Below are 17753 nucleotides of genomic sequence, written 5' to 3'. Positions count from 1 at the left end.
AATGCAAGTTAAGGTAAATTTAGAAAATAATACAAGTTATAATGTCTATATAAATGAGCTAGAAAAGTTAAATTTTGATACTAAAGTAGTGATTTTAACTAATGAATTAGTAGCAAAGCTGCATTTAGATATGCTTTTGGAAAAAATTCAAGCTAAAGAGCTTTTTATCATAAAAATTAAAGATGGTGAAGAGTATAAAAATTTACAAACTATAGAATATATCTTAGATCAAATGTGTGCTTATAAGCTAGATAGAAAAAGCTTGCTTATAAGCTTTGGTGGTGGGGTTATCTCTGATATGGGTGGTTTTGTAGCAAGTATATATCAAAGAGGGATAGAATTTATTAATATTCCCACAACCTTACTAGCTTGTGTGGATGCAAGTGTGGGTGGTAAAACTGGAGTGAATAATAAATTTGGCAAAAACTTAATAGGTACTTTTTATCAGCCAAAAGCGGTGTATTGTGAAAGTAAGTTTTTAAAAACGTTGCCTTCAAGAGAACTAGCTACGGGCATGGCTGAATTTATCAAAATGGCTGTGGTTTTTGATAAGGAAATTTTATCTTTTTTAGAAAATTTGAATGAGGATAAATTTTTAAATGCTAAATTAGATGATATTGCCTTGGCTCAAATCATCCAAAAAAGCATAGAGCTTAAAGCTAGTGTGGTTTCACAAGATGAAAAAGAAAGCGGTTTAAGAATGCTTTTAAACTATGGGCATACTTTTGCTCATGTTATAGAAAATCAAACAGGGTATAAAAAATACTTACATGGTGAAGCTGTGGCTATAGGTATGAATATGGCAAATGTTTTAGCGTTAAATTTAGGATTATTAAGTGAGAAAGAATGCCAAAGAGTGCAAAATTTACTTGTGAAATTTAAATTACCTATATCTTATAAAATTTCAAATACACAAGAGTTTTACAATGCCTTTTTCTTGGATAAAAAGACACATTTTCAAAAGATTAATTTCATTTTAGCTTGTGGTTTGGGAAAAGCTTGTATAAAAAATGATATAAACAAAGAAGATATTTTACGCACTTTAGAGGTGTTTGCATGAAAAAGATTTTTTTACTTTTATTTTTACCTTTTTTGATGCTTTTAGCGCAAGATGATATAGAGCATTTAGAGCAAAAACTCAATGAATTGCATAATAATTTAACATATAATACTTGGGTGATTAAATATAATAATTTTAATATTTACAGAAAAACTCAAAATGAAATTTTAGCTTTAGAAAAAGAAAGCTTAAAGGCTAATGAGCGCAATAAAAGCATTATAGAAAGGCAAATTTTAATCTTAAAAGAAAGATTAGAGCTTTTAAGTGAGTATAAAAGTGCAAATTTTTCCAAGATGGTTTTAGCGCCTGAAGAAGTTGATAAAATAGATAAACTAACTAATCCTTTAGCCATCATTTCAGCATACTCACACATAAAAAAACTAAGACGTGATAAAGAAGAATATGTTAATCTCTTAAATAGTTTTAAGCAAACTTTAGATGAGCTTATAAAAGAAAATGTTTTAGTGGCTGAGATAGCTAAATTGGCCCCTAGTAAAGAACATGATGAGTATTTAAAAATATCCAATCAAATGGTAAGAGATTTTTCGCAAACCTTGCGTTTTGGAGAAATTTCTTATTCTGTTTATGAGAAAAAAATACAAGAAGAAATTGAAAAAACAACAGCTTCTATTAAAATTCAAGGTGTAAGAGCTTTTAATATAGTTTTGGCTATTATTATCGTTATAGCCATAGCATTTTTACTCAAATTTATAGCTAGAAAATACATAGGCGATAATGATCGCTTTTATACAGCAAATAAAATCATTAATTTTATTAATATCAATGTGATTATTTTGATTTTGCTTTTTGGATATATTGAAAATATTAGTTACTTAGTGACTGTGCTTGGTTTTGCTTCTGCTGGTTTAGCTATTGCTATGAAAGATATGTTTATGTCTATGCTTGGTTGGTGTGTGATAGTTTTTGGTGGAAGTTTTAGAGTGGGTGATAGAGTTAGAGTTTTTCAAAACAATACGCATTATATTGGTGATATAATTGATATTTCGTTTTTAAGAATAACCTTATATGAAGATATTTCTTTGCTAACTTATACAGATAATCGAAGAAGTGGTAGGATAATTTTTATACCAAATAATTTTATATTTACTAATCTCATATCAAATTATACCCATCATGGTATGAAGACAGTTTGGGATGGACTTGATATTACTTTGACTTTTGATTCAAATCATCAAAAGGCTTTAGAAATAGTGGAAGAAATCGTTATAAAAGCTTCTAAAGGTTATACAAAAATTGCAAAAGAATCTATGAGTAAATTAAGAAATGAATACAGCATTAGAAATCCTAAAGTAGAGCCTAGGTTTTTTACATTTTTAGAAGGTTATGGCATGAGAATTTCTGCTTGGTATATGACAAATTCTTATGCAGCTTTGATTTTAAGAAGTAATATAAGCAAAGAAATCATTAATGAATTTAATAAGCATGATGATATAAAAATAGCTTATCCATCGCAAAATTTATATATGGCAAAACATGAATTTATAGAAAATAAGGAAGATATTTGAAAAAAAAGGTATATTTTAAAACTTTTGGTTGTAGAACTAATATTTATGATACGCAATTATTAAAAACTTATATTAAAGATCATATTGTTACACAAAATGAGCAAGAAGCTGATGTGATAGTGATAAATTCTTGTACTGTTACAAATGGTGCTGATAGCGGGCTTAGAAGCTATATTAATGGTGTAAAGAAAAATGGAGTTAAGGTTATACTTACAGGCTGTGGCGCTGTGAGCAAGGGAAAGGATTTTTTTGATAAAAAAGAAATTTTTGGAGTTTTAGGGGCTTCTAATAAAGATAAAATCAATGAGCTAATCTCGCAAGATAAAGCCTTTTATGAGCTTGGAAATTTACGCTTTATTGATACAAAAATCGTAAGTAATTATGAAAATCATACTAAAGCTTTTGTAAAAATTCAAGAAGGATGTGACTTTGCTTGTAGCTATTGTATAATCCCAAGTGTTAGGGGTAAATCAAGAAGTATGCCAAGTGAGGAAATAATAAAACAAATCAAACTTCTTGCACAAAATGGTTATAGTGAAGTAGTTTTAACGGGTACGAATATAGGAAGTTATGGTTTAAAAGATAAAACTACACTTGGAAAATTATTGCAAGAAATAGGTAAGGTTAATGGTATAAAAAGAGTAAGACTTGGGAGTTTGGAGCCTGCTCAAATTGATGAGAGTTTTAAAGAAATTTTAGATGAGTCTTGGCTTGAAAAGCATTTACATATTGCCCTGCAACACACTCATGAGAAAATGCTACGTATTATGCGCAGAAGATCACACACGCAAAATGATTTAGCGCTGTTTAATGAGTTAAGTCAAAAAGGTTTTGCTTTAGGAACAGACTTTATTGTAGCGCACCCTGGAGAAAGTGAATTAATATGGCAAGAAGCTTTAGAAAATTTCAAGCAATTTAAACTTACGCATATTCATGCTTTTATTTTCTCACCGCGTGATGGAACGCATTCTGCTTCTATAAGTGAACGAATTAATGGTGAAATAGCCAAAGAAAGATTAAATATTTTAAAAGATATAGTCGCGCAAAATAATTATGAGTTTAGAAAAAATCAAAAAGATACTTTAGAAATTTTAGTTGAGAGTAAAAAAGATGGTTTTTATGAAGGCTATGATCAATTTTTTAATAAAATCAAAATTACAAGCAAAGAAGATATTGCTAAACAATGGATAAATATTGAAAAATATGAATGCAAAGAAGATTGTAACTATGTAAGGCTAGAGGATGAAAAATAAAAAGATTATCTTAGCTTCATTTTTATTGCTTTGTGTTTTTGTAATAGTTGCGTTTATAAAAAATCAACCTGATTATATTAGCAAGGCTGCTTATGAAGAGCTTTTAGAGCAAAATTTGATTCAAAAAGCCATAGTAGAAAATAATGAAATATTATTAAAAAGCAAAGAAGGAAATTTTTTAATTGCTAAAGATGTAGTGGATTTAAATGCTTTGTGGCAAAAAATTCCTTTAGAATATGCTAAGGATTATAATTTAAGTGAGTTTTTTTTGATCTTTATTTTGCTTGCTTTTCTCATAAGTTTTTTACTCTTTCTTAATAAAAAAAATAAAGATAGACAAAATTTACTTTCTTTAGAAAAAAATATTTTAGAAAAAAATGAACAAAATAACACTATACAAGATGTAGTAAGTGAAGTTAAATTTAAAGATGTAGCAGGGGTTGATGAGGCTAAGGTAGAGCTTTTAGAAATCGTTGATTTTTTAAAAAATCCTCAAAAATATAAAGATTTTGGCGTGAAAATACCAAAAGGGGTTTTGCTAGTAGGTCCTCCTGGGGTAGGTAAAACATTGATAGCAAAAGCAGTAGCGGGTGAGGCTGGGGTGCCATTTTTTTATCAAAGTGGGGCTAGTTTTGTAGAAATTTATGTAGGTATGGGCGCAAAAAGAGTTAGAGAGCTTTTTTTAAAAGCTAAATCAAAGGCTCCAAGTATTATTTTTATAGATGAAATTGACGCAGTTGGTAAAAGTAGGGGAGATTTTTCTAATGTAGAAAGAGATAATACTCTAAATCAACTTTTAACTCAAATGGATGGATTTGAAGATAATAGTGGGGTTATAGTAATGGCCGCTACAAATAAAATCGATCTTATGGATAATGCGTTATTAAGATCAGGGCGTTTTGATAGAAGAATTTTTATATCTTTGCCTGATTTTAAAGATAGAATGCATATTTTACAAAATTATATGAAAGAGAAAAAATCTAGTGTAGATTTAGAAAAAATTGCAAAAGCTAGTGTGGGTTTTAGCGGAGCAGCTTTAGAGACTTTAGTTAATGAAGCGGCTATTAATGCTATAAGAAGAAAATCAGATTTAATAGAAGAAAATGATTTTTTTGCAGTGCTTAATAAGGTTTTAATGGGTAAAAAAAAGATTTTCTCTCTAAGTGATAAAGAAAGAAAAATTCAAGCCACATACCAAGCAGCTAAAGCTCTGTGTGCTTTTTATTTTGATGTTAAATTTGAAAAAATTACTTTGATAGAAGATAGATTTAAAGAGTATGAAAATACCATCAAATCAAAATCAGAATTGCTAAATAAAATAAAAGTTTTTCTAGCAGGCTCAGTTGCCATGGAGCTTATTTTTAATGAAAGCTATACTAATTCACAAAGTGATCTTTTGAAGGTTAAAGAATTGCTTACTTTCATGGAAACTTTTGCTATGGCAAATGAGGGTTTATTGCAAGAGCAAAAGCAAGAAGTGAAAGAATTTTTAGAATTAATGAAAGAAAAAGTAGTGAGATTAGCTAACATTCTTTTAGAAAATGAAAAAATAGAAAAACAAGATGTAGAAAAAATCATAATGGAGTAAAAATGGTAAAAATAGGAATTTTAGTACTTTCAGATAGAGCAAGTAGCGGAGTTTATGAAGATAAATCCGGAGTAGAGATAGAAAAAATTTTAGATTCTTATATAAAAAATGAAAAAAGTTTTTATTATGAGCTAATTCCTGATGAGTATGATTTAATCATAGAAAAATTAGCTTATTTGGCTGATGAAGTAAAATGTGATTTGATTTTTACTACAGGGGGTACAGGGCCTGCTTTGCGTGATGTGACACCAGAAGCAACACAAGCAGTGTGTGATAAAATGCTTCCAGGTTTTGGGGAGTTAATGCGTGCAAAAAGCTTAGAATATGTACCAACAGCTATACTTTCAAGACAAAGCGCGGGTATAAAAGGAAAATCATTGATTGTTAACTTACCGGGTAATCCAAAAGCTATAAGAGAATGCATTGAGCCTATATTTCCTGCTATACCTTATTGTGTGGATTTAATAGGTGGAGCTTATATTGAAAATAATGAAGAAGTAATTTCTGTATTTAGACCAAAGAAAAAGTAAGTCTAGCTAGACTTACTTTGAGGTTTTATAACCTTGTGATAAAAGTGCGTTCATACCGCCTTTTAAATTAGTAACTTCTATACCGTTTTGATCTAGTAAAGCAGAAGCTTTAGCGCTTCTTGAACCACTTCTACAAACTATAGCGATAGGTTTACTACTTGAAATCTTTTTAATTTCCTCGATGAAATTTTCATTTAAGCTACCATCTTCATTGTAAAAGCTAATTTTAATGGCATTTTTTATAGTACCAGTTTGCGCCCATTCGCTAGGTTTTCTAACATCAATTACTTGATAATTTTCTAAAATTCCTGCGTTAATATCGATATTTTTAACTTCTGCTAAAACAAAACTAGCACAAAGTGCCAAAGATAAAAATATTTTTTTCATAATCAACCTTCTTTTGTTGCTTCATAACCTTGTGATAAAAGTGCTACCATGCCACCATCTAAATTAGTGCATTCTATACCTAGAGTATCTTCTATCATCATAGCAGTGTGTTTGCTTCTTGAGCCTGTAGCACATACAAAAGCTATGTTTTTATTTTGATAATCTACTTTTTCTTTAAACTCTTGGATGAAATTTTCATTCATAAAGCCATTATCATCGCAAAGTGCGATGAGTACAGCTTCTTTTATAACCCCGCTTTTCCATTCGCTAGGAGTTCTTACATCTATAATGCAAAATTCGTGTAAAATATCTTTAGAAATAACTATGTTTTTCATTTTTCTAAAGCCTTAGAAACGATTTTGCTTAAAGCATTGTTAAATTCACTAGGGTTGTCTATACCCATACCTTCGCTAAGTTTAGCCATATTTAAAAGAATATGTGCCATTTCATTAGCTAAGGTATCATTTTCTTTTAAGGCTTTTAAAATTTCATGATTAGGATTAATTTCAAGTATAGGTTTAACTTGCTGTTCTTGCCCCATTTGTTTAAGAATTTGTTGCATAGCAAAATCAGGTTTATTTTGATCATAAACAATACAACTTGGACTATTTGAAAGTCTTTGGCTAAGTTTTACCTCTTCAACTTCATCTTTTAAAACTTCTTTTATTTTGATGAGTAAGCTTGCAAATTCAGCCTTTTGTTCTTCGCTAGTTTCTTCACTAGCTAGATGGTTAATAGCACTAAATTTTAAGCCTTCAAATTCATTCATCATAGGCATAACTATGGTATCAATTTCCTCATCAAGCAATAAAACATTGATATTTTTTTGTTTATAGCTTTCAAGTAATGGAGAATTTCTTAAAAGTTTTTCATTTTTTCCGCTAATATAAAAAATTTCATTTTGTCCTTCAGCTAAGTTTTGTTTATACTCTTCAAGATCAATTAATTCTTCTTTATTTGAGTTTTTAAAGTATAAAAGCTTAGCTATAGCGTCTTTATTTTCGCCAAAACCATATAAACCTTCTTTTAAAACTTTTCCAAAATTCTCATGGAATTTAAGATAGTTTTCTTTATCTTTTTCTTTGAATTTTTTAAGTTCAGCTAAGATTTTTTTAACACTTGCTTCTTGAACGCTTTTTAAAATTTTATTTTCCTGTAAAATTTCACGACTTACATTAAGCGGTAAATCTTCTACATCAATAATCCCGCGTACAAATCTTAAATAAGTTGGTAATAATTCTTTATCATCATCGCTGATAAAAACTCTTTTAACATAAAGTTTTAAACCACTTTTATAATCTACTCTATATAAATCAAATGGAGCTTGTGCAGGTATAAAGAATAAAGAATTATATTCTATAGAACCTTCAGCTTTTGTGTGGATATAAAGCATAGGTTTGTTTGAGTCATGAAAGTTTTGCTCATAAAATCTTTCATAATCTTCAGCTTTTAAGCTTGCTTTATTTTGTCTCCATAAAGCACTTGCTGTGTTAATTTGAGTGTTTTTTAATTCTTTTTTAGGTTCTTTTTCATCTTCTTCTAATGGCAAATATTCTTCTTTTTCCATAAAAATAGGAAATTGTATGTGGTTTGAGTATTTTTCTACTATACTTTCAATGCGGTATGAGTTTAAAAATTCTTCATCTTTTAAATGTAAGGTTATGCAAGTGCCTTGCTCATCTTTATTTGCATCTTCTATTTCATAACCACTAGCATCAGAAGTCCAAAGATAAGCTTTATCATCTAATGCTTTTTTGCTTAAAACTTCTATTTTAAAAGCCACCATAAAAGCAGAGTAAAAGCCTACACCAAATTGTCCTATAAGTTGAGAGTCTTTTTTGGCATCACCACTTAAGTTTTCTAAAAAGCTTTTTGTACCACTTTTAGCAATGGTTCCAAGATGATTGATCAAATCTTCTTTATTCATACCTATACCATTATCACTTATGGTTAGGGTTTTTGCTTCTTGATTGAAGTTGATTTGAATTTTTGGTTCAAATTTTAAATTTTTATAAGCATCATCACTCACGCTTAGATAACTAAGTTTATCAAGTGCATCGCTTGCGTTAGAAATAAGCTCTCTTAAAAAAATTTCTTTGTTTGAATACAAAGAATGAATCATAAGTTGTAAAAGTTGATTAACTTCAGTTTGAAATTGCATTTATATCTCCTTTATTTAAAAATTAAAAAACCAATCCATACTGCCAAAAGACAAAGGATAACATTTAAAATAATATTTAGAAAAAAGTAAAAATAATCACCACTTTGCAAAAATAGCAAATTTTCATAAGAAAAAGTTGAAAAAGTCGTAAAAGCACTTAAAAAACCTGTGCTAATTAAACTTTTAGTAAAAATATGCACACCTTTAGAGTTTGCATAAGAAAAAAACAAGCCCATTAAAAAAGATCCTATGATATTAACAAGTAAAGTACCATAGGGAAAATCATGTGGAATGATTTTATTAAAAAAGCTACTAGTAAGCATTCTAGATACAGCCCCTAAAAAGCCACCAAAACCTACAGCCAAAACTGTACTAATCAAGTTTTTGACCTTTCATTATCTAAGATTGTTTGCATTTTTTCTCTAGTTTGCTCAAGCCAATCATCTTTACTTATATCAACAAGATCAAGAAATACTACTTTTAAAACGCCACTATTTGCACTAAAGTTTTGTGTGTCTAAAATTTTAGCTGAATCAACAATTACAACAGGTTGGACTTTTAGATTAAGTTTTTCACTTAAAATTTTAGCTCCAACTTTAAATTTTAAAAGTTTTTGTGTTTTAGATCTTGTACCTTCTGGAAAAATAGCCAAAATTCTATCTTCTTTTAGTCTTTCTTTGGCTTCTTTTAAAAGTTTTACTAGACCTTTTGGACTTCTATCTATACAAATAATTTTAGGTTTTTTAATCAAAGTTTTAAAAACAGGGAGTTCACCAAGTTCTTTTTTTGCTATCCAAGATATATTTTTTGGACATAAATCTTCCAAAACAACTATATCTAACAAGCTTTGATGATTGATTAAAAGTAAATTAGCTTGAGGGTGTATAGAACCTTGAGTTTGGATTTTATAATTTATTACATATTTTTGCAATTTTGACCATGCTTTTCTGATTTTCCAAATTTTTTCTTGTGATTGCAATAATAAAAAGGTAATGCATAAAAATATAATAGAAAAAATAAATTCAATCCAAAATACTAAAGCTTTAAATCTTTGATAAATCTTCACTTTTTATCCAGCCTATTTTTCCATTATTAAATAAAATTTTTTTATATTCATCTCTTGAATCTAACACTTCTACTTCTTGGTTATATTTTCCAGAATAAAAATGAGTTGAGTTAAGAGTTGGTAAAATTTGCACTTTACTTTCAGCCTTTAATATGGCTTTGTATATGTTATTTTGGGCTAAAAAACTTGCTATTAGAGCCAAAATTGCTAAGCCTAAAGCTACATAGCTTTTCTTAAATACAAACCATAAAGCAAAAATACCACACAAGCTCCACAAAAATACTTGTTTGTAAAAATTAAAGTCATTAGTTTTTGGATTTAAATCACTTTGCGTGCTTATGCTATCTTCTTTAAGTTCTATTTTTAAAGAAAAATCTTTTAATTCTTTAGAATTTAAATTAAAATAAGAAAAATCAAAACGTGTTTTGCTTTTATCTAAAATAGCATAATAAAACCCACTTTGTTTTTCAAAATCACCTTTAATAGCCTCTACGCCTTGTTTTTGAATATCTTTTATATTAAAACTTGCTAGGTTTGTGTTTTCTCCTGCAAGTTCTATAAATAAAATCATATTATCATTATCAAAATGGCTTGCTTTTACTTGTTTTACTTCTAAATTACTTGCAACTATGTGTGAGTATTTGTTAGAAGGAGCGTCGATTTTTTTAAGTTTAATAGGTTTTATAATTAGTGATGAGCTTTGAAAAATATGATCATTTCTGCTTAAAGAAACGATGATTTTATTTAAATTGGCATTTAAACTTTTTGCTTCAAACCATAATTTTGTATGATATGAATTAGCTTTTTGCTCCCAAATAGGATTAGGATTAATCCAAAGCATATCGTCATTTTTTTCAAAGCTCACATTTAAATCAAAACTTACATTAGTTGTGGTGATAACCTCAAGATCTATAGCAAAAGCTTCATCTATGTAAGCTTCATCAGTGTATTCTTTTGCGTTTAATACTAAAGAACCTTGAGGAATAAAATTTTCATCATTGATTTTACTTTCATAATTACTCTCATCACTTGGAGCGATAGTTTGATAAATTTGCTTAGCTTGATCGTCTAATTGATTGTAATTTTTTTCTAGGGTGTTATAATCTTCAAAAACGCTATTTTCTTGAGCATATAAATTAAACGCTAGTAAAAAAACACAAAAAACTTTGAAGGTTTTTAGCAATTTAAAAATCCTTCAAACATTTTAAGTCCTACTTTTGAGCCAAGTATATCATCACACATTCTTTCAGGGTGTGGCATAAGTCCAAAAACTTTTTTATTCTCATCACAAATTCCAGCTATATCGTTTAAGGAGCCATTTGGATTATTGATATATCTTAATAAAATCATATCTTTATCTTCTAGCATTTTAATACCATCTTCGCTATTAAAATAATTTCCTTCTCCGTGAGCAATAGGCAATTCTATAATGTCATTTTTTTGGAAATTTTTCAAAAAAGCATTATTGTTTGATACTACTTGCAATGCTTGCATTTTAGAAATAAAACTTAAGCTATTATTATGTTTCATAGCTCCCTTTAAAAGACCAAGTTCTAATAAAATTTGAAAACCATTGCAAATACCTAGGACATATCCACCTTTTTGTACATGTTCTTTAAGTGTTTTCATAGCAGGAGCAAGTTTTGCAATGGCTGCACATCTTAAATAATCTCCATAAGAAAATCCACCTGGTAAAACAATTAAATCTGCGCTAAAATCTTGTCTTTCATGCCAAATGATTTCAGTTTTTACACCTAGTTTTTCAAAAGCATAAGCTGTATCAAACTCGCAATTAGTTCCGGGAAAACGAATAATAGCTACTTTCATAATATTATCTCATAATCTTCTATCACAGTATTTGCAAGCAATTCTTTACACATTAAATCAACATGTTTTAAAGCTTCTTCTTTATCCTCACAAGCTATATCAAAACTAATTTGTTTTGAGGTTTTAACATTTGATATGTTATTAAAATCTAAAGAATGCAAAGCCTTTTCTATGGCTTTGCCTTGAGGATCTAAAACCCCGTTTTTTAGTGTGATATTTACAGTTACTTTCATTATTTTTCCTAACTTAAAATTCTTTTTAATACTTCTTCATAGGCCATTTTTACATTACCTAGATCTTGTCTGAAGCGGTCTTTGTCTAATTTTTCATTAGTTTTGCTATCCCAAAATCTACAACTATCAGGGCTAATTTCATCAGCTAGTATCATATTTCCTTCACTATCAATACCAAATTCTAATTTAAAATCAATCAATCTTAAACCTTTAGATTCAAAGAATTTAACCAAGATAGAATTGATTTGTCTTGCAATGTTTTTTATTAATTCTAAATCTTTTTCACTTTTTACTAAATTTAAAATCAAACAATGCTCATCATTGATAATAGGATCGCCTAAATCATCATTTTTATAACAAAACTCAACTACAGCAAAAGGTAAAATCGTACCTTCTTTAATGCCCAATCTTTTTGTTAAAGATCCTGTGGCTACATTTCTAGTAATAACTTCAATAGGTATAATATTGCATTTTTTTACAATTTGTTCTTTATCGCTGATAGTTTCTACTAGGTGTGTTTTAATACCTTCTTTTTCTAAAAGATGAAAAATTTCAGTACTAATTTTACAATTTAACGCACCTTTTCCCGCTTCATTACCTCTTTTTTCTGCATTAAAAGCAGTTAAATCATCTTTAAATTCCGTGATGAGTAAATTCTCATCATCAGTTTTAAACATTTTTTTACCTTTTCCCTCGTATAAAAGATCTAGTTTTTTTGCCATTTTACTCTCCTTTTGTGATGTTTAAAATTTTGATTGTATCTATTGCAGTTTTTAATTGTATATCATTATCAATTTGTTCTTTGGTGATGATATTTTTATCTTCTTTATTATCTTTTTTCTTTTCTTGATGTCCGATTTTATCAAGTTCAGCTTGTAAGTGTTTTTTTAGATCGCTTTCTTTGATTTCAAAGCCATGATTTTCTTCTTTACTTACTTTTCCTGGGAATACTTCTATATCAGGACTAACCCCGACAGCTTGTATGGTTCTACCACTTGGTAAATAATATTTTGCTATAGTAAGTCTTAAGCCTTCTTTGCCTTTTTCATCCATAGGTAATATAAGTTGCACACTACCTTTTCCAAATGTTTTTTCGCCTATGATAATAGCACGTTTGAAATCTTGTAAAGCTCCGCTTACAATCTCACTTGCACTCGCACTACCACCATTTACAAGCACTACCAAAGGTGCGTTGGTGATTTTTTTACTAGGATTTGCTTTAAATTCTACATTCTCATTTTCTATTTTTCCTTTTTGTGAGACAATGACTCCTTTATCTACAAAAAGATTTACTAAGCCTACAGCTTGATTTAAAATACCACCTGGGTTGGTTCTAAGATCTAGTATAATTCCTTTTACATTAGAATGTTTTTTGATAGCTTTACTAGCTTCATCTACGACATTTTTATCAAAATTAGTCACTCTTAAATAAAGCAAGTTTTCATTTTCGATTAATTTTGTATAAACGCTATCTACTTTTATAATATCTCTTTTTAAATTGACATCAAATGGTTTTGCATCGCCTTTTCTATAGATAGTTAGAGTGACCTTTGTCTTAGGTTCTCCGCGCATTTTAGAAACAGCTTCATTTAAAGTCATACCTAAGGTTGATTCGTTATTAATTCTTAAGATAATATCATCAGTTTTAATGCTTGCTTTATCTGCTGGACTTCCTTCTATAGGAGCTACAACGCTAATTGCTCCATCTTTTTGCGTAATAGTAAAGCCAAGTCCACCAAATTCTCCATTAGTTTGCTCTTTAAGTTCTTTATAACCTTTTTCATCTAAGAAAGAAGAATGAGCATCTAAATTTGTTAGTAAGCCTGCTATGGATTTATCAACCAAATCTGTATAATTAACATCATCAACATAGTATTGTTCTATGATGGACATGGTTCTTGTGAGTTTAGATAAAGCTTCTATTTTCTTTTCTGCTTCACTAGGAGCGGGGTTTTTAGCTTGTAAATTAGTAAAAATAAAAGAAGCGGTTACTAAACTACAAATGCTAGCTGCGATAATAAGATTTCTTTTTGTCTTCAAAGGAAAAACTCCAAAATAAATATGAATTCATAAAATAATTATCTAATTTTAGTTATTTTTGCTTAAAAAATCGTAAATAAAGTAAATATTTTTATTATATTAGTGTGTTTATATAAAAAATTATTTATAAATATAACTAAATAAACTTGACAATAATAGACTAAAGTTATATAATACATCTCATATAAAAGTAAAAAAGGAGTAAAAATGGCAAATATACAAGATTTTTTAACAGATTCTATGCTTTCAAATATAGAAAGTGCGATTTCTTTGGCCATTCATTCTAAGAATAGTGAAATAAAACCTTTGCATTTATTATGGGCTTTAAGTGTTGATAGTTCAAGTTTGCTAAATCAAGTTTTTAATAAATTAAATGTTTCTAAAGAGGCATTTGAGTTAGAAGTAAAAAGTAAAATTTCATCTTTTCCTACTAGCTCAAATGTAAATAAAGATAATATTAAATTTTCAAATGAATTTATTAATTCTCTAGAAAAAGCAAAAGGCTTGGCTCTAGAAAACAAAGATAGCTATTTGGCTGTGGATATGTGGCTTGTCTCAGAAAGTACGAGTGGGGTTATTAAAGAACTTTTATCTAAATTTGTAGATTTAAATGAGTTTAAAAAAGAATTAGAATTCATTAGAGCTGGAGCTAAAATAGAAACCAAAACAAGCGATGAAACGCTTGATTCTTTGTCTAAATTTGGTATTGATTTGACTATGAAAGCTAAAAACAATGAACTTGATCCTGTCATAGGCAGGGAAGAAGAAATTCAAAGATTAATGCAAATTTTAATTAGAAAAACTAAAAATAATCCTATTTTATTAGGTGAGCCAGGGGTAGGAAAAACTGCTGTAGTAGAAGCTTTAGCACAAAGAATAGTAAAAAAAGATGTTCCTACTTCATTGCAAAATAAAAAAGTCATAGCCTTGGATATGAGTGCTTTAATAGCAGGAGCAAAATACAGAGGTGAATTTGAAGATAGATTAAAAGCTGTTGTAAATGAAGTAATAAAACACAAAAATATAATTTTATTTATAGATGAAATTCACACCATTGTAGGTGCAGGTGCAAATGAAGGAAGTATGGATGCGGCAAATATTTTAAAACCTGCTTTAGCAAGAGGTGAGCTTCATACTATAGGCGCTACAACCTTAAAAGAATATAGAAAATATTTTGAAAAAGATGCGGCTTTGCAAAGAAGATTTCAACCTGTAAATGTAGCTGAACCTAGCATGAATGAAGCTTTAGCAATGTTAAGAGGTATAAAAGAGAAATTAGAAATTCATCATAATGTAACTATTAATGATAGTGCATTGGTAGCAGCTGCAAAACTATCTAAGCGTTATATAGCTAATAGATTTTTACCTGATAAGGCGATTGATTTAATTGATGAGGCCGCAGCAGAATTAAAAATGCAAATAGAAAGTGAGCCAAATTCTTTAAGAAAGGTTAGAAAACAAATTGAAAGCTTAGAAGTAGAAAATGAAGCTTTAAAAATGGAAGAAAATGAAGCTAATGAAAAAAGATTAGAAGAGATTAAAAAAGAATTAGCAAATTTAAAAGAAGAGCAAATCAAACTTAATGCCAAATTTGAAAATGAAAAAGCAGTATTTAATGGTATAAGTGCAAAGAAAAAAGAAATCGATACTTTAAAAAATGAAGCTATTTTAGCTAAAAATAAAGGAGATTTCCAAAAGGCTGCTGAAATAGAATATGGCAAAATTTTAGAGTGCGAAAAAGAGGTATTAAATTTAGAGGAAAAATGGAAACAAATGACCCAAGAAGGAGTTTTGCTTAAAAACCAAGTAGATGAGGATTTAGTAGCTGGTATTTTAAGTAAATGGACAGGTATTAGCGTGCAAAAAATGCTTACTTCTGAAAAGCAAAAATATTTACACATTCAAGAGTATTTACAAGAAAGCGTCGTAGGACAAGATGAGGCTTTGAGTGCCTTGGCTAGAGCTATTAAACGTAATAAAGCAGGGCTAAATCAAGCAACTAAGCCTATAGGAAGCTTTTTATTTTTAGGGCCAACTGGAGTAGGTAAAACAGAAAGTGCTAAAGCTTTGGCTAAATTTTTATTTGATGATGAAAAAGCTATGGTGCGTTTTGATATGAGTGAATTTATGGAAAAACACAGCATATCAAGACTTTTAGGTGCACCTCCAGGATATATAGGGCATGAAGAAGGAGGGGAACTAACTGAAGCTGTTAGAAGAAAGCCTTATAGTGTGATTTTATTTGATGAAGTAGAAAAAGCCCATAAGGATGTATTTAATATACTTTTGGGAATTTTAGATGATGGTAGAGCTACAGATAGTAAAGGTGTAACGGTTGATTTTACTAATACTATCATTATCTTAACTTCTAATATAGGTGCAAATTTTATCATGGAGCTAAAGGGCGAAGAAAGAGAAAAAGCTATTAAAGAAGCTCTTAGAAGCTTTTTTAGACCTGAGTTTTTAAATCGTTTGGATGATATTATTACTTTTAATCCTTTGGGAGAAAGTGAAGCTGAAAAAATAGTTAAATTGCTTTTTAATACCTTGCAAAAAAGTCTTGAAAATAGAGGTATTAAAGCAAGCTTGAGCGATAATGCTGCTAGGTTAATAGCAAAGGTTGGTTTTGATGTTGATTTTGGTGCAAGACCATTAAAAAGAGCTTTATATGACATGGTAGAAGATAAATTAAGTGATATGATATTATCTGATGAATTAAATGAAAATGATGAGATTATTATAGATTCTAAAGATGATGAGATTGTCATCATTAAACAATAAGCAAGTGCAATACTTGCTTATTTTAGAGTAAAATTATCCTATTAACATTAAATTGTAAATACTTCGTATATTTGTTTAAAAAAATATTATTTTTTATCTATTCTTAACAATAAATGTTTTAAAATCTTTAATGATATTTCTATATTTAAGGAACAACAAATGAGTGATTTAGATATTTTTAATCGCCGTTTAGACGCATTAGAAAAACTTCCTCTTTTGAAAAATGAGATTTCTATCTCTAAAGCCTTAGAACAATCAGGTTTTTCAAGAAGAGATTTTATGAAATGGGCTAGTGCAATGACTGCATTTTTAGCACTACCTGCTAGCTTTACTCCAGTAGTTGCAAGAGCTGCTGAGCTTAGTGATAGACTTCCAGTGATTTGGCTTCATATGGCTGAATGTACAGGATGTTCTGAGAGTTTATTAAGAAGTGATGCTCCTACTATTGATAGTTTAATTTTTGATCATATTTCTTTAGAATATCATGAAACTATAATGGGTGCAGCAGGTTGGCAGGCTGAGCATAATCTTGAAGCTGCTATGGAAAAATATAAAGGTAGATATATTTTAATGGTAGAAGGTGGCATACCAACAGGTGCTACAGAAAACTTTTTAACTATAGGACCGCACGGTAAGACAGGTAAGCAAATAGCACAACAAGCTTGTGATAATGCTTTGGCCATTTTTGCTATAGGTACCTGTTCAGCTTTTGGTGGTATTCAAGCTGCTAGACCTAATCCAAGTAATGCTGTGAGTTTAAGTAAAGTTACAAATAAAACAGTTATTAATGTTCCAGGTTGTCCTCCAAGCGAGAAAAACATTATAGGTAATGTGATTCATTATATATTGTATCAAACATTACCAGCGCTTGATGCTTACAATAGACCAAAATGGGCTTATGCTTTAAGAATTCATGATCTTTGCGAAAGAAGAGGACGCTTTGATGCGGGTGAATTTGTGCAACAATTTGGTGATGAAGGGGCAAAAAAGGGATATTGTCTTTATAAGGTAGGTTGTAAAGGACCTTATACTTTTAATAATTGCTCAAGAGAAAGATTTAATCAACATACTTCATGGCCAATCCAAGCTGGACATGGTTGTATAGGTTGTTCTGAACCAGATTTTTGGGATACTATGGGGCCTTTTGAAGAAGTGATGGCAGGAAGATTATTTGATACTGTTTATGGTTTGGGTGCTGATAGTATTTCAGATAAAATTGGTATAGGTGTGCTTTGTGTAACAGGTGTTGCTGTTGCTGCGCACGCTGTAATTGCTTCATTAGAAAAGAATAAGGATTAAGA

Annotated in this window: 17 protein-coding genes; 7 read left to right on the top strand and 10 right to left on the bottom strand. The window is 29.5% G+C overall.

The features are described from left to right. Nucleotide 1: 1 nt before the first annotated feature. The 5 genes from aroB to mog are packed head-to-tail and all read left to right on the top strand — an operon-like array spanning nt 2 to nt 5957. Complete coding sequence (aroB, locus tag CAMP5082_RS04080; protein WP_337205982.1) at nt 2–1060, top strand: 3-dehydroquinate synthase; 1059 nt, start codon at nt 2–4, stop codon at nt 1058–1060. Next, on the top strand, nt 1057–2586 hold the full coding sequence (locus CAMP5082_RS04075) for a mechanosensitive ion channel family protein (RefSeq protein WP_337205981.1): 1530 nt from the start codon (nt 1057–1059) through the stop codon (nt 2584–2586). The genes aroB and CAMP5082_RS04075 overlap by 4 nt, the downstream gene beginning before the upstream one ends. After that, a complete protein-coding gene (mtaB, locus tag CAMP5082_RS04070; RefSeq protein ID WP_337205980.1) occupies nt 2583–3839 on the top strand; it encodes a tRNA (N(6)-L-threonylcarbamoyladenosine(37)-C(2))-methylthiotransferase MtaB in 1257 nt (418 codons plus the stop codon). The genes CAMP5082_RS04075 and mtaB overlap by 4 nt, the downstream gene beginning before the upstream one ends. Next, entirely contained in the window at nt 3829–5427 is a 1599-nt protein-coding gene (locus CAMP5082_RS04065; RefSeq protein WP_337205979.1) for an AAA family ATPase, read from the top strand. The genes mtaB and CAMP5082_RS04065 overlap by 11 nt, the downstream gene beginning before the upstream one ends. A 2-nt stretch (nt 5428–5429) precedes the next feature. Beyond that, nucleotides 5430–5957, top strand: coding sequence for a molybdopterin adenylyltransferase (mog, locus tag CAMP5082_RS04060; protein ID WP_047208243.1), 528 nt, complete (start codon nt 5430–5432; stop codon nt 5955–5957). A 12-nt stretch (nt 5958–5969) separates the two neighbouring features. Here mog and CAMP5082_RS04055 read toward each other — a convergent pair whose 3' ends face one another. From CAMP5082_RS04055 to CAMP5082_RS04010, 10 genes are read right to left on the bottom strand one after another with little or no spacing between them, the layout of a single operon-like run. Further along, nucleotides 5970–6344: a rhodanese-like domain-containing protein gene (locus CAMP5082_RS04055; RefSeq protein ID WP_214119157.1), complete on the bottom strand. Its 375-nt coding sequence runs from the start codon at nt 6342–6344 to the stop codon at nt 5970–5972. Nucleotides 6345–6346: 2 nt separating this feature from the next. Beyond that, nucleotides 6347–6679 carry a rhodanese-like domain-containing protein gene (locus CAMP5082_RS04050; RefSeq protein WP_337205978.1) on the bottom strand — a complete coding sequence of 111 codons (333 nt, stop codon included), beginning with the start codon at nt 6677–6679 and terminating at the stop codon, nt 6347–6349. Continuing rightward, nucleotides 6676–8505, bottom strand: coding sequence for a molecular chaperone HtpG (gene htpG / locus CAMP5082_RS04045; protein WP_337205977.1), 1830 nt, complete (start codon nt 8503–8505; stop codon nt 6676–6678). The genes CAMP5082_RS04050 and htpG overlap by 4 nt, the downstream gene beginning before the upstream one ends. Nucleotides 8506–8516: 11 nt before the next feature. Next, complete coding sequence (crcB, locus tag CAMP5082_RS04040; protein WP_263727898.1) at nt 8517–8885, bottom strand: fluoride efflux transporter CrcB; 369 nt, start codon at nt 8883–8885, stop codon at nt 8517–8519. Then, entirely contained in the window at nt 8882–9571 is a 690-nt protein-coding gene (locus tag CAMP5082_RS04035) for a lysophospholipid acyltransferase family protein (protein ID WP_337205976.1), read from the bottom strand. The genes crcB and CAMP5082_RS04035 overlap by 4 nt, the downstream gene beginning before the upstream one ends. After that, nucleotides 9549–10754: a hypothetical protein gene (locus CAMP5082_RS04030; protein WP_337205975.1), complete on the bottom strand. Its 1206-nt coding sequence runs from the start codon at nt 10752–10754 to the stop codon at nt 9549–9551. The genes CAMP5082_RS04035 and CAMP5082_RS04030 overlap by 23 nt, the downstream gene beginning before the upstream one ends. Continuing rightward, nucleotides 10748–11398 carry a phosphoribosylformylglycinamidine synthase subunit PurQ gene (gene purQ, locus CAMP5082_RS04025; RefSeq protein ID WP_257396888.1) on the bottom strand — a complete coding sequence of 217 codons (651 nt, stop codon included), beginning with the start codon at nt 11396–11398 and terminating at the stop codon, nt 10748–10750. The genes CAMP5082_RS04030 and purQ overlap by 7 nt, the downstream gene beginning before the upstream one ends. After that, complete coding sequence (purS, locus tag CAMP5082_RS04020) at nt 11395–11631, bottom strand: phosphoribosylformylglycinamidine synthase subunit PurS (RefSeq protein ID WP_263679376.1); 237 nt, start codon at nt 11629–11631, stop codon at nt 11395–11397. The genes purQ and purS overlap by 4 nt, the downstream gene beginning before the upstream one ends. A gap of 8 nt (nt 11632–11639) precedes the next feature. Next, entirely contained in the window at nt 11640–12353 is a 714-nt protein-coding gene (gene purC / locus CAMP5082_RS04015) for a phosphoribosylaminoimidazolesuccinocarboxamide synthase (protein ID WP_263702578.1), read from the bottom strand. Between the two features lies 1 nt (nt 12354). After that, nucleotides 12355–13671, bottom strand: coding sequence for a S41 family peptidase (locus CAMP5082_RS04010; protein ID WP_337205974.1), 1317 nt, complete (start codon nt 13669–13671; stop codon nt 12355–12357). A 207-nt stretch (nt 13672–13878) separates the two neighbouring features. Between CAMP5082_RS04010 and CAMP5082_RS04005 the strand changes: the two genes are divergently transcribed. Together CAMP5082_RS04005 and CAMP5082_RS04000 are read left to right on the top strand one after the other, a co-directional pair. Then, nucleotides 13879–16452: an ATP-dependent Clp protease ATP-binding subunit gene (locus tag CAMP5082_RS04005; protein ID WP_337205973.1), complete on the top strand. Its 2574-nt coding sequence runs from the start codon at nt 13879–13881 to the stop codon at nt 16450–16452. Nucleotides 16453–16611: 159 nt separating this feature from the next. Then, nucleotides 16612–17751, top strand: coding sequence for a hydrogenase small subunit (locus CAMP5082_RS04000; protein WP_337205972.1), 1140 nt, complete (start codon nt 16612–16614; stop codon nt 17749–17751). The last annotated feature ends 2 nt before the right edge of the window (nt 17752–17753 follow it).

Source organism: Campylobacter sp. LMG 17559 (genome assembly GCF_024723605.1).
In the GTDB taxonomy this organism is placed as follows: Bacteria; Campylobacterota; Campylobacteria; order Campylobacterales; family Campylobacteraceae; genus Campylobacter_D.
This window is presented reverse-complemented; position numbering and strand designations above follow the sequence as displayed.

What these genes read in the sequence shown, in the direction of transcription:
- aroB (WP_337205982.1), top strand. Translation starts at nt 2, where the DNA reads ATGCAAGTTAAGGTAAATTTAGAAAATAATACAAGTTATAATGTCTAT.
- CAMP5082_RS04075 (WP_337205981.1), top strand. Translation starts at nt 1,057, where the DNA reads ATGAAAAAGATTTTTTTACTTTTATTTTTACCTTTTTTGATGCTTTTA.
- CAMP5082_RS04065 (WP_337205979.1), top strand. Translation starts at nt 3,829, where the DNA reads ATGAAAAATAAAAAGATTATCTTAGCTTCATTTTTATTGCTTTGTGTT.
- mog (WP_047208243.1), top strand. Translation starts at nt 5,430, where the DNA reads ATGGTAAAAATAGGAATTTTAGTACTTTCAGATAGAGCAAGTAGCGGA.
- CAMP5082_RS04055 (WP_214119157.1), bottom strand. Translation starts at nt 6,344, where the DNA reads ATGAAAAAAATATTTTTATCTTTGGCACTTTGTGCTAGTTTTGTTTTA.
- CAMP5082_RS04050 (WP_337205978.1), bottom strand. Translation starts at nt 6,679, where the DNA reads ATGAAAAACATAGTTATTTCTAAAGATATTTTACACGAATTTTGCATT.
- htpG (WP_337205977.1), bottom strand. Translation starts at nt 8,505, where the DNA reads ATGCAATTTCAAACTGAAGTTAATCAACTTTTACAACTTATGATTCAT.
- purQ (WP_257396888.1), bottom strand. Translation starts at nt 11,398, where the DNA reads ATGAAAGTAGCTATTATTCGTTTTCCCGGAACTAATTGCGAGTTTGAT.
- purS (WP_263679376.1), bottom strand. Translation starts at nt 11,631, where the DNA reads ATGAAAGTAACTGTAAATATCACACTAAAAAACGGGGTTTTAGATCCT.
- purC (WP_263702578.1), bottom strand. Translation starts at nt 12,353, where the DNA reads ATGGCAAAAAAACTAGATCTTTTATACGAGGGAAAAGGTAAAAAAATG.
- CAMP5082_RS04005 (WP_337205973.1), top strand. Translation starts at nt 13,879, where the DNA reads ATGGCAAATATACAAGATTTTTTAACAGATTCTATGCTTTCAAATATA.
- CAMP5082_RS04000 (WP_337205972.1), top strand. Translation starts at nt 16,612, where the DNA reads ATGAGTGATTTAGATATTTTTAATCGCCGTTTAGACGCATTAGAAAAA.